This window comes from Streptomyces aurantiogriseus (assembly GCF_014649375.1).
GTDB lineage: Bacteria > Actinomycetota > Actinomycetes > Streptomycetales > Streptomycetaceae > Streptomyces > Streptomyces aurantiogriseus.
Genome location: NZ_BMSX01000008.1, coordinates 184,102 through 195,985, shown reverse-complemented (window position 1 = coordinate 195,985; position 11,884 = coordinate 184,102). Strand labels below are relative to the sequence as shown.

The 11,884-nt window shown below is 72.0% G+C and carries 10 protein-coding genes; 5 read left to right on the top strand and 5 right to left on the bottom strand.

Annotation, left to right across the window (positions count from 1 at the left end):
* The first annotated feature begins 47 nt into the window (after window positions 1–47).
* A complete protein-coding gene (locus IE263_RS19025; protein WP_189937982.1) occupies window positions 48–2,297 on the top strand; it encodes a molybdopterin oxidoreductase family protein in 2,250 nt (749 codons plus the stop codon).
* Here the strand turns inward: IE263_RS19025 and IE263_RS19020 are convergent.
* On the bottom strand, window positions 2,294–3,034 hold the full coding sequence (locus IE263_RS19020; RefSeq protein WP_189937980.1) for a TetR/AcrR family transcriptional regulator: 741 nt from the start codon (window positions 3,032–3,034) through the stop codon (window positions 2,294–2,296). The genes IE263_RS19025 and IE263_RS19020 overlap by 4 nt on opposite strands.
* A gap of 189 nt (window positions 3,035–3,223) precedes the next feature.
* On the opposite strand from IE263_RS19020, the gene IE263_RS19015 reads away from it, so the two are divergent.
* Complete coding sequence (locus IE263_RS19015) at window positions 3,224–4,729, top strand: MFS transporter (RefSeq protein WP_189937978.1); 1,506 nt, start codon at window positions 3,224–3,226, stop codon at window positions 4,727–4,729.
* A 275-nt stretch (window positions 4,730–5,004) separates the two neighbouring features.
* Here IE263_RS19015 and IE263_RS19010 read toward each other — a convergent pair whose 3' ends face one another.
* From IE263_RS19010 to IE263_RS19000, 3 genes are all read right to left on the bottom strand, one after another.
* Window positions 5,005–5,805 (bottom strand): LolA-like protein, encoded by an 801-nt coding sequence (locus tag IE263_RS19010; protein ID WP_189937976.1) that lies wholly within the window; start codon window positions 5,803–5,805, stop codon window positions 5,005–5,007.
* 331 nt (window positions 5,806–6,136) lie between these two features.
* Entirely contained in the window at window positions 6,137–6,823 is a 687-nt protein-coding gene (locus IE263_RS19005) for a DUF6215 domain-containing protein (RefSeq protein ID WP_189937974.1), read from the bottom strand.
* A 123-nt stretch (window positions 6,824–6,946) separates the two neighbouring features.
* Complete coding sequence (locus IE263_RS19000) at window positions 6,947–8,596, bottom strand: M4 family metallopeptidase (RefSeq protein WP_189937972.1); 1,650 nt, start codon at window positions 8,594–8,596, stop codon at window positions 6,947–6,949.
* Window positions 8,597–8,765: 169 nt separating this feature from the next.
* Here IE263_RS19000 and IE263_RS18995 point away from each other — a divergent pair, with 169 nt between their 5' ends.
* The 3 genes from IE263_RS18995 (at window position 8,766) to IE263_RS18985 (ending at window position 10,886) form a co-directional block, all read left to right on the top strand.
* The gene (locus IE263_RS18995) at window positions 8,766–9,200 is read left to right on the top strand and encodes a gamma-glutamylcyclotransferase family protein (protein ID WP_189937970.1); all 435 of its coding nucleotides are present in this window, start codon (window positions 8,766–8,768) and stop codon (window positions 9,198–9,200) included.
* Window positions 9,201–9,618: 418 nt separating this feature from the next.
* Complete coding sequence (locus IE263_RS18990; protein WP_189937969.1) at window positions 9,619–10,146, top strand: GVDTG sorting domain-containing protein; 528 nt, start codon at window positions 9,619–9,621, stop codon at window positions 10,144–10,146.
* Between the two features lie 116 nt (window positions 10,147–10,262).
* Window positions 10,263–10,886 (top strand): class F sortase, encoded by a 624-nt coding sequence (locus IE263_RS18985; protein WP_189937967.1) that lies wholly within the window; start codon window positions 10,263–10,265, stop codon window positions 10,884–10,886.
* Window positions 10,887–10,938: 52 nt separating this feature from the next.
* On the opposite strand, the gene IE263_RS18980 is transcribed toward IE263_RS18985, so the two are convergent.
* Window positions 10,939–11,721 (bottom strand): sulfite exporter TauE/SafE family protein, encoded by a 783-nt coding sequence (locus IE263_RS18980; protein WP_189937965.1) that lies wholly within the window; start codon window positions 11,719–11,721, stop codon window positions 10,939–10,941.
* Window positions 11,722–11,884: the final 163 nt, after the last annotated feature.

Sequence of the window (11,884 nt, the reverse complement as noted above, 5' to 3'; positions counted from 1 at the left end):
ACAGGACACCGCACGGCGCGTAACACGGCCGAAGCACGCTGAAAGGTATGCAGACCACCTCGACGCCCACCCACTGCCCGTACTGCGCCCTGCAGTGCGGGATGAATTTGTCGCCCACGCCGGAGGGGGGCGTCGAGGTGACCGAGCGCGCCGACTTCCCGGTGAACCGGGGCGCGCTGTGCGGCAAGGGCCGTACGGCGCCGGAGGTGCTGTCGTCCCGGGTGCGGCTGACCTCCCCGCTGGTGCGCTCCGGCGGCACGCTCGTGCCGGCCACCTGGGACGAGGCACTCGACCGGATCGCCGCCGAGCTGACGCGCGTGCGCGCGGAGCACGGGCCGGACGCGCTCGGTGTGTTCGGCGGGGGCGGGCTGACCAACGAGAAGGCGTACACGCTCGGCAAGTTCGCCCGGGTCGTGCTCGGCACCTCGCAGATCGACTACAACGGCCGCTTCTGCATGTCGTCCGCCGCGGCCGGCGGCATCAAGGCGTTCGGGCTCGACCGCGGGCTGCCCTTCCCGCTGGAGGACATCCCGAAGTCGGGGTGCGTGATCCTCGTCGGGTCCAACCTCGCGGAGACCATGCCGCCCTCGCTCCGCTTCTTCAACGAGCTCCGCGAGAACGGCGGCACCCTGATCGTCGTCGACCCGCGCCGCACGAAGACCGCCGAGCAGGCCGACCTGCACCTGATGCCCCGCCCCGGCACCGACCTGGCCCTCGCGCTCGGCCTGCTGCACCTGGTCGTCGCCGAGGGCCGCGTCGACGAGGAGTACGTACGGGAGCGGACCTCCGGCTGGGAGGAGGCGCGGGCGGCGGCCATGGCCCACTGGCCCGAGTACGTGGAGCGGATCACGGGGGTGTCCGTTCCCCAGCTCCGGGAGACGGTACGGCTGTTCTGCGAGCCCGAGTCCGCGATGGTGCTCACCGCCCGCGGGCCCGAGCAGCAGTCCAAGGGCACCGACACCGTGGGCGCCTGGATCAACCTGTGCCTGGCCACCGGACGGGCGGGCCGCCCGCTGTCCGGATACGGCTGTCTGACCGGGCAGGGCAACGGGCAGGGCGGACGCGAGCACGGTCAGAAGGCCGACCAGCTGCCCGGCTACCGCAAGCTGGACGACCCGGTGGCGCGGCGGCACGTGGCCGAGGTGTGGGGCGTGGACCCCGACAGCCTGCCCGGACCGGGCCGCAGCGCCTACGAGCTGCTGGACGCGCTGGGGACCGACATCAGGTCCCTGCTCCTGATGGGGTCGAACCCGGTGGTGTCCGCGCCGCGCGCGGCACACATCGAGGAGCGCCTGAAGTCCCTTGAGTTCCTTGCCGTCTGTGACGTCGTGCTGTCGGAGACGGCCGCTCTCGCGGACGTCGTCCTGCCCGTCACCCAGTGGGCGGAGGAGACCGGGACCACCACCAACCTGGAAGGACGGGTGCTGTTGCGGCAGCGGGCGATCACCCCGCCCGAGGGTGTGCGCAGCGACCTGGAGGTCATGCACGAGCTGGCCGCCCGGCTGGGCGTGGAGAAGGGCTTCCCGACCGACCCCGAGGAGGTCTTCGAGGAGCTGCGCCGGGCCAGCGCGGGCGGGCCCGCCGACTACTCCGGGATCACCTACCGCCGGCTGGCCGAGGAGAACGGGGTGTTCTGGCCCTGCCCGGCGGCCGACGACACGGGTGCCGCGGACTCGACGGCTGCCACGGGCGCCACGGCTCCCACGGCCGCGACGGGTGTCACGACTGCCACGGACGCCACGGGCGACTGCGAGGACGCCTCGCTGGACGCGGGCGCGGGCGCGGGCGCGGACGATCCCACGCGGGACGACGACCCCCGTGCAGGGGCCGTGCACCCCGGCACGCCCCGCCTCTTCCTCGAGCGGTTCGCCACCCCGGACGGCCGGGCGCGCTTCGTCCCCGTCACGCACCGGCCCGTCGCCGAGGAACCCGACGACGAGTACCCCGTCCTGCTCACCACCGGCCGGGTCGTCGCCCAGTACCAGTCCGGCGCCCAGACCCGCCGCGTGGACGAGCTGAACGCCGCCGCGCCCGGCCCGTTCGTCGAGCTGCACCCCCGCCTCGCGGCCCGGCTCGGGGCGGCGGAGGGCGACCCGGTGGCCGTGGTGTCGCGGCGGGGCCGGGCGGTGGCACCGGCCCGGATCACCACCGGCATCCGCCCCGACACCGTCTTCATGCCCTTCCACTGGCCGGGCGAGGGCCGCGCCAACACCCTGACCAACCCGGCACTGGACCCGACCTCGCGGATGCCGGAGTTCAAGGTGTGCGCGGTGCGGGTGGAGAACGCCTCGTCCTAGGAGGCCTCGCGCGGCAGCCGTAGGGCCAGACCGTCGAGGACGACCTCCAGGCCGTAGGTGAACTTTGCGTCGCGGAGGGCGGCCGGGTCGGCCGTCTCTGCGGCGGTGGTGGCGTACTCGTCGGCGAGGTGCTCGTAGGACGCGGCGGCCTGCGCGGCGGCGGGCATCAGCCGGGCGACGAACTCGGCCTCCGTCTCGCCGGAACGGGCGACCGTGGTGAGCCAGGCCGCCTCCGTGGTGCTCATGCCGATGACGTACGCCAGGACGGGCTCGATCACGCGGCCCGGCTCGGGGAAGCCGGCGGCCGTGAACAGGGCGGCGAGGCGCTCGGAGAAGTTCATGAGGTTGGGGCCGAGGTAGGCGAGGCCCGCCTGGCCGAGGACCGAGGACAGCCAGGGGTGGCGCAGGGCGGTCGCCCGGAAGGAGCTCGCGGCCTCGGCGACGGCGGCCCGCCAGTCGGCGCCGTCCGCGTCCGGTACGCGGATCTCGGCGGCGACCTCGTCCACGGCCAGCTCCATCAGCTCGTCCTTGGTGGCCACGTGCCGGTAGAGGGAGGTCGCGCCCGCGTTGAGGCGGGCGCCGAGCTTGCGCATGCTCAGGGCCTCGATGCCGTCGGCGTCCAGCATCGCGATCGCCTCGCGCACGATCGCGTCCCTGCTCAGCGCGGGCTGGTCGGGCTCACGCCGCTCACGGGCCCAGACGGACGGGATCGGGTGGGACTTCGCCTTGGCGGCCATGGCGGCGGCTCCTTGGAATCGAGGACGGGGCGAGCGCGTACTTCCTGAGCGCACACTTCCTGAGCGCGTACATCGTTCGCATCCAGCGTACAGAGTTCAAGGGTTGCGCACACTGTTCCGCTCTGCGTACAGTGTTCGCACCGAAGGAACGGTGTTCGCAGCACCGGTCAGGGAGCGAAGGGAAGCCCCATGGAAACCCGCAATCCACGTCGCTGGTGGATCCTCGTCGTGCTCTGCCTCAGCACGCTGGTGCTGGTCGTCGACAGCATGGCGCTGACCGTCGCGGTGCCCTCGATGACCGAGGACCTCGGCGCGAGCGCCCAGGACATCCAGTGGATCCTGGACTCCTACATCCTGGTCTTCGCGGGTCTCCTGCTCACCTCCGGCAGCCTGGGCGACCGTTTCGGCCGGCGGAAGGTGATGCTGATCGGGCTCCTGCTCTTCGGAGCGGCCTCGCTGGCGGCGACCTTCTGCAGCAACCCCGGTGAAGTGATCGCGGTACGCGTCGCGATGGGTGTCGGCGGGGCGCTGATCATGCCGTCCACGCTCTCGATCCTCATCACCGTCTTCGACGAGGAGGAGCGCGGCAAGGCGATGGCGGCCTGGGGCTCGGTGTCGATGCTCGGTCTGGTCGGCAGCCCGGTGCTCGGCGGTGTGCTGATCGACCACTTCTCCTGGCAGTCGATCTTCCTGATCAACGTCCCGATCGTCGGCCTGGCCCTGCTCGCCGGTGTCCTGCTCATGCCCGAGTCGAAGGCCCCGTACCAGAAGCCGGACCCGCTGGGCGCGGTGCTCTCCGCGGCCGGTATGACCGCCCTGGTCTGGTGGATCATCGAGCTTCCGCAGCACGGCGCGTTCGGCGGCCGCTCCGCGATCAGCCTCGTCGTCGCCGTCGTCGCCCTCGCCGGGTTCGTGGTCTGGGAGAACGTCACCAAGTCCCCGATGGTCCCGCTGGTCCTGTTCAAGCAGCGCAACTTCAGCGGCGGTTCGATCTCCCTCGCCCTGGTCCAGATCGGCAACGGTGGTCTGCTGCTGGTCCTCACCCAGTACCTGCAGTTCGTCCTCGGCTACTCCCCCGTCAAGGCCGGCCTGGCCTTCCTGCCCCTCGCCATCACCGCGCTCATCGGCAACGGCAGCGGGGTCAAGCTCGCCGCGAAGATCGGCAACCGCTTCGTGATCCTCACCGGCATGCTGGTGATGGTGGCCTCCTTCGCCCTGCTGACGACGGTCACGGCGGACAGCGGCTTCACGGTCCCGGCCGTGGCGCTGGGTCTGCTCGGTCTGGGCGCCGGTCTCGCGATGCCGGCGGCCGTCGCGGCCCTGATGGGCACCATCCCCGAGGACAAGGCGGGCGTCGGCTCGGCCCTGAACGACACCATCCAGCAGGCCGGCACCGCCCTCGGTATCGCGATCCTCGGCTCCCTGCTGACCAGCGGCTTCGCCGCCGAGATGCCCGCCGACGCCCCCGAGCAGGCCCGCCAGTCCATCGCCGGCGCCCTGGCGGTGGCCGGCGAGGACACGGCCCTCGTCCGGACGGCCCGCGAGGCCTTCACCACCTCGATGACGACGACCTTCACGGTCAGCGCGATCGGCGTCCTCGTGGCAGCGGTGCTGGCGACGCTGGTGATGCGGGACAAGAAGCCGGCGCGACAGGAGAGCGAGTCCCCGGTGGAGGAGCGGGAGCTGGTCGCCTGACGCTCCCTCTCCCCCTCGCCCCCAGGCCGGTGCCTTCCCAAGGCACCGGCCTTCCGGCTGTGGGGAGTTCGCCGACAGCGCCCCGTACGCCTGCCGTAGACGGCGCGTTGGACTCCACGGACGCAAGCGCGACAGACTGCGACAACAGGGCCTCCTGGTACTGCTCGGTTGGGATCGCAACCCCGAGCTACCAAGAGGCCCTGCCGCTGTGCCCCAACCACCGGGAGATCACCCCAACACGGCGGTCGGGCCCAATAACGGCAGCGAGCCGGGTGTCATCCCTTGAGCTTCTCCGAGTCTATGACCTCGCTGGCCGGCGGGGGCGTGACGGTCACCGGCTCATTGAACGCCGAGAACTCGAGCGAGCCGGGCTCTTGGCCGCCCTCGTTGGTCATCCTCAGCGCGTAGGGCTCTCCCTCAGCGGATACGAGGAGCGTCATCGTCTCGGCGCCGTCCTTCCTCGTGAGCGTCACGGCGCGCGTGCCGTTGACCACGGCTTCCGCGCCTCTGGTGACAGGGATTTCCTCCGTGTCCTTCTCGAACAGCATGGTGGCGTCACAGAAGGGGAACTCGTCCGCCTTCGCATCCCCCGCCGGCAGCTTGAACCAGCGTCCCTTGAGCAGCTCGGTGAGGGCATTCGCCTCCTCGGGCGACGAGCCCTCCTCGCTGCCTGTCTGCTGCCAGAACTTCTCGTCGCCCTTCATGTACATCGCGCCACCGACCTTCCGGATATCGGCGGACGCGCCCCCGCTGGTGAAGGTCCCCTGGCAGCTACCCTTCGCGGCGACAGTGAAGTCGACGGTCATCTCCTCGCCGTCGCTGGTCACGCCCCCCTTGACCTTGAACGACTTCAGCTTCGTCATGGCCAGCCGGGACTCTTCGGCGATTTGGGCCGGGGTCAGACCCTCTAACGGCTTCGCGGGCGACGGCGTGGCAGGGGCAGGGGTGCCTGCCTCCTTGGCTGCAGGGGTGCCTGACTCCTTGGCGTCGGCCTTCTTGTCACCTCCGCACGCGGTGAGCGTCACTACTGCCGTCGCACACAGAGCCGCCGCAGCCAGAAGGGTACGATTAGTCATCTTTACATCTCCTTTAGCATTCCGGTTCGCTGATCCGACCCATCAGCTACGCAAAGGGATGCAGCGACCAGCGCGTGATCCGGCTCACTCTGACGCGACGCACTCCACAGCGTGGCCGCTCGCGGGTACGCGTGCCGCGGTCAGCGGGTCAGGGCCGGACATGGCCGTCCTCGACCTCACCGACACACCGCCGTGCTGAAAGAGGGATGCCCGTGGTCTTGCTGAGCTGGCCGAGTACGGCCGGCACACCGTCGGCGACGTCGCCGACGTCCCCCAACACAGAGAAGGCCGGCGCCCTCAGAAGCGCCGGCCTTCGGCGTGCGTCCCGGCGTCAGCCGGCGGCCGTCCAGCCCGGGATGGTCGGCAGCACCTTCTCGGCGACGCGGAGCAGCGCCGCGTCGTCGGGCGGGAAGGTGTCCTGGCGCCAGATCGCGAGCTCGTAGGAGCCGCCGCTGTCCTTCGGGTCCGGGGCGACCACCAGGCTGCGGGCGGTGCCGCCGGGGCCGGTCTCGGACTCGCCGCCGCCGAGGTTGAAGCGGATGGCGATCGTCTGGCTCGAGTAGAGGACCGCCGGGTGGCCCAGGATCGTCTTCGACTCCGCGCTGTTCAGCAGGTCCTCCGTCCCCGCGACCGGGAGGTCGTCGTAGGAGCGCGAGAGTTGCACGGTGTAGGTGTCGAACTTGACGGTCGCCTCAGGGGTGGCTGTCTCGGTGCCGCTCGCCGACTTGACCGAAGCGTCACTGCCGTAAGCCGTCTGCGCCTGCTCCTTGGGCGTGCCGAGGAGCGCCGGCAGGTCCGTGCGGTTCAGGGCCGTGCACAACTGCGCTCCGGAGATCCGCTTCGACGGCTTCGCGTCCTCGTCGTCCGGGCAGACCGCCGGCGCGTTCGCGTCCGTTCCCCCGGCGAATTTGTCCTGCACCCACAGCCCGCCCCCGAGCGCCCCGATCAGCACCAGCGCCGTGGCGGCCTGCGCCCACGCGTTCGGGCTCTTCTCCGCCGCGGCGACTTCCTCGGTCATGTTCCCCGTTACCCCCGGTTTCCCCTGGTCACCCTGGTCCCCCAGCGCGCGACGGGGGAGCCTAACGGGTGATCGGTTCAGCGGGGAAGCGGGGTTACTTACCCGTAATGCCTGTACGGGCGGTCAGTTCACATTCACCGCGCTCCACGCCGCCGCCACCGCGGTGTACTCCGCGCTGCCGGCGCCGTAGAGGTCGCGGGCCGCGTTCAGGGTGGCCGTGCGTGCCCCGGCGTAGTTCGTCGAGGACGTCATGTAGACCGTCAGGGCGCGGTACCAGATGGCACCCAGCTTGGCCCGGCCGATCCCGGTGACCGTGGAGCCGTTGAAGGTCGGGGAGTTGTACGTCACGCCGTTGATGGTCTTCGTGCCGCTGCCCTCCGCGAGGAGGTACGCGAAGTGGTTGGCGACGCCCGAGGAGTAGTGGACGTCGAGGGTGCCGACCGTGCTGCTCCAGTAGTCCACGGAGCTGCCGTCCTTGGAGGGCTTGTCCATGTAGCGCAGGGCGTCCCGGCCGAAACCGGAGCGGACGATCTTCTCGCCGATGAGGTAGTCGCCGGCGTCGGCGGCGTTGTTCGCGTGGAACTCCACCAGCGTGCCGAAGATGTCGGAGGTGGCCTCGTTCAGGCCGCCGGACTCGCCCGAGTAGGTCAGCGCGGCCGTCTTCGAGGTGACGCCGTGGGTCATCTCGTGGCCGGCCACGTCCAGGGAGACCAGCGGGCCGAGCTGGGTGCCGTCACCGTCGCCGTAGGTCATGCAGAAGCAACTGTCGTCCCAGAAGGCGTTGTTGTACCGGGTGCCGTAGTGGACGCGGTTGTAGGAGCCCTTGCCGTCGCCCGCGATGCCGTTGCGGCCGTGGACGTTCTTGTAGTAGTCCCAGGTCACGTCCGTGCCGTACTGGGCGTCCACGGCGGCGGTGGCGCGGTCGGTGGTCGCGCCCGTGCCCCAGTGGTTGTCGGCGTCGGTGAAGACGGTCGAGGGGGCGCGGCTGATGCAGATGCCGCCGAGGAAGCACAGGTCGGTCTTGTTGGCGGCGTCGCCGGTGTACGTGTTGCCCCGGGTCGGGTCCTTGAGCTGGTACGTCGAGCCCGAGAGGGTCGTCTCCAGCGGGACCTTGCCGCCGTAGAGGGAGTTGCCGTCGCCCGTCGCCGTCTCCAGGGTGTCCCAGGCGTCGATCTGGGCACCGGTGCGGGCGTCGGTCAGGACGGCGCGGGCGACCGGGTTGCCGAGGGAGTCGAGGGCCGCGACGTTCGTCTGCCAGGCCAGCCTGGGGGCGCCGTGCAGGGCGTCGACGACCAGGCGGGGCTTGGCGGTGAGCTTCTTCAGTGTCTCGCCCAGGTGCGCGGCGCGCAGGGCGTTCGCGGCGACGTCGGCGGCCTTGGGGCCGGAGAGGGCGGGGGTGACCGTCGGGAGCGAGATCTCGCTCCTCGTCGCGCGGTTCGCGCTGCGGTACGTGCCGTCGGGGGCGAGGTGGACCACGAAGTCGCCGCCGAGGACGGGGAGTCGGTGGTAGGTGCGGTCGTAGCGGATGTGCTGGGTGCCGTCCTTGTCGACGATGACGTCCCGGACGGTGGTGCCCTGGGCGGCGGTCAGCCCGAGGCCCGCGGCGTGCTCGGCCAGGGCCGTGGCCGCGTTGTCCAGCGCGGTGGCCCGGCTCGGCCGGTCCGCCGCCTCGGCGGCGGGGGTGAGGACGGCGGCCAGCACGGTGGCCGTGGTGGCGGCGATGCCGGCGGTGGCGAGACGGGAACCTCGGGCGTGCGGCCGTATCCGGCTCATCGGTCTCCTCGGGAAGGCGCCGTGGGGGCGCGTGTGGGGGGAAACGTGTGGGGGGGAGCGCGTGGGGCGCTGACCTGGTCCTGAGGATTCAAGTGGGCATGACATGTCATGTCCATAGCGGTCATGTGCGGGAGGAGTGCGGGTGCGGTGAGGGGAGAGAATCGTTTCCGTGAGCGCCCCGGAACTCCCCTTCTTCGTCTACGGCACCCTGCGCCCCGGAGAGGTCAACCACGACCTCTTCCTGCGCGGCCGCACCCTCACCGAGGAACCAGCCCGCCTGAGGGGCGCGGTGCTCTACGACGGCCCCGGCTACCCGTACGTCGTCGAGGAGCCGGGCGGAGTCGTGACCGGGGAGCTCGTCACCGCGCTCCCGGAGACGTACGGGCGGCTGCTCGCCGACCTGGACCGGCTGGAGGAGTACCGGCCGGGCGACCCACGCAATCTGTACGAGCGGGTGGCACGCGAGGTGGTCCGGGTCGGCGACGGGCGGCCGGTGCGGGCGTGGGTGTACGTCGCCGCGCCCGGGGTGGCGGCGGGGCTCCGGGCGCGGGGGAAGCTGATCGAGGGCGGGGACTGGCGGGAGCGGGGCGGGCCCACGCGGTGAGGGGCGGTGCCCCCGCGGGCGCCGCCACGGCCACGCCATGAGGGCGCTCGTCCGCGACAGCGAACCGCGACCACGCCATGAGGGTGCGCACCCGCGACGGCAAGGCGCACCCGCGCGGCAGAAGCAGCCGCCCGCGACAGCGGAGCGCGGTCGCGCCGTGCGAGTGGTCACCCGTTCACACCCCTTGGCGGCGCTTTTCCGGAGGGCGCCCGGCGCACGGCGGTGACCTGCCGAAACGCCCGCGCGAGTGAGCCTTTCGCCGCGTCGGCCGACACCCGTTCATCCCAGTCCTGACGCGTCCTCAGGAAGCGCGCTCGCGTCGCTGCCCCTTACCTCTGGAAGGGCAGGGACGCGACCGAGGCGGCGGCACATGGGGGTGCCGCGGGCCGTGCCCTCGACGAGCTCGGGAGGAGCACCGATGCGACGTACCGCCGCTCGACTGCTGACCGGCACCGCGTTCGCCGTCGCCGCCGTGGCCGGGACGGCCGCGCCCGCGTACGGCACCGGCGGCGGGACCGGACGCCTGGAGGTGTATCCCTCCACCGCGGTACCGGGCGGCCAGGTCACCGTGAACACGGCGGCGTGCGCGGACGGCGGGGCCGCGGGTGATGCCGGGGCGGTGGGCGCCGGCCGCTTCATACTGGCGCCCAGCGCGCGCCGGGGTGAGGCGGTCGGGCAGTTCCGGGTGCCGCCGAGCGCGCAGCCGGGGACGTACGAGATCGTCGCGCAGTGCGCCGCGGACGGGCGGAAGGTCACCGGGGACCTGGTGGTGATGCTGAGTTCCCAGCGGCAGCAGGTGTATCCGCGGGGAAGTGTCAAGACGGGGGTCGGCGGCGCACTGGGCCCCGATCCCGTGCAGACCGCGGCCGGTGTGGCGGCTCTCGCCGTCGCCGCCGCGGGCGGTACCTGGCTCCTGCATCGCCGGGCGAGAGGCGACGGGATCTGACGGGCACCCTCCGCTGTCCGTCCACCGGTACCGCATCTCCCCTCCCCCTCCGGGTCCGACGCCCCTCGCGGCCCGGAGGGGGGCACGGGGCTCCGCCGACGAGAGGGGTTCTTCGGATGCGCAGGATCGGGAACACCGCGATAGCGGCCGTCACCGCGGTCGCCCTCTGTTCGGGGGCGTGGCTGCTGGCCGACGGCACCGAGACGCACGCCCCGCCGCAGCCGTCCGCGGCCGAGGCCCGCCCGGGCCGCCCCGACCCGGGCTCCGCCCCCGCGCTGCCGCCCTCCCCGCCCGACCGGGTCCGCATCCCGTCGATCCACGTGGACGCCCCGCTGATGGGCCTGGGCCTGACGGAGACCGGCAGCCTCGACGTGCCGCCCCCCGAGCGCGAGAACCTCGCCGGCTGGTACGAGGCCGGCACCACCCCCGGCGAGACCGGCACCGCGATCGTCGCCGGTCACGTCGACAACGCCGATGGTCCCGCCGTCTTCTACGACCTCGGCGCCCTGAAGCGGGGCGCCACGATCGAGGTGGACCGGCGGGACGGCACCGTCGCGGTGTTCACGGTGGACACGGTCGAGACGTACGAGGCGCGGAACTTCCCCGACGCCAAGGTGTACGGAGCGGCCGAGCGGCCGGAGTTGCGGGTCATCACCTGCGGCGGAGGGTATTCGCGGGCGACCGGATACCAGGGGAACATCGTGGTGTTCGCGCATCTCACGGGCAGCCGTCCGGGCTGAGTGGACGGCTCCGGCGGCACCGCGACAGCCGTCCTCCAGGAGTGCGCCCCCGTCAGGCCAGCCACTGCTCGTACGCCAGATTCCCCACCAGCGCGAAGACCACCGTCAGCAGCACGATCCGCACGAACCCGCTGCCCTTCTTCAGGGCCGTACGTGCCCCCAGCATGCCGCCCGCCAGGTTGAACACGGCCATCAGGCCGGCCAGTTGCCACAGCACGGCCCCCTGCCAGGCGAACATCGCGAGGGCGCCCGCGTTGGTGCAGCAGTTGACGATCTTGGCGGTGGCGGAGGCGGTCACCAGGTCGAGGTGGAGCACGGCGGTGAGGGCGAGGACGAGGAAGGTGCCGGTGCCGGGGCCGATGAAGCCGTCGTAGAAGCCGATGCCGAGGCCGGCCAGGCCGATCGCGGCGAGGACGCGGCGCGGGCCCGCCGGGCCGGTCGTGGGGGCGGTGCCGAAGGCGGGGCGCAGGATGACGAAGGCGGCCACGCCGAGCAGCACCACCATGATCACCGGCTTGAGGACCTCGGTGCTCATCCCGGCCGCGAAGAAGGCCCCCGCCGAGGAGCCGGCCAGCGCCGCGAGGCCGATCCGCACGGCCACGCCCACGTCGACCGGCGCCTTGCGGGCGTAGGTCACCGCCGCCCCGGCCGTGCCGACGATCGCCACCGCCTTGTTGGTGCCGAGCGCGTGCGCGGCCGGGGTCCCGGCCGGCAGCCCGAGCAGCAACGCCGGGAGCAGCAGCAGCCCGCCCCCGCCGACCACGGCGTCGATCCAGCCTGCCGCGAGGGCGGCGAGACAGAGGACGGCGACCATGGTCAGAGGTATGTCGGGCATGATCGCGACCCTACGGGACCGGATACATGGCTCGTCCATCGAACTGAGGCAGTTCTGAGGTTCCGGGCCGTCGTCCGGCGGCCCTTCCCGCCACCTCACAGGCCGTCCCGCACCACATCCGGAAACCCTCACACCCCCGCCTCGCCCCCGCTGAGGGCAGCGT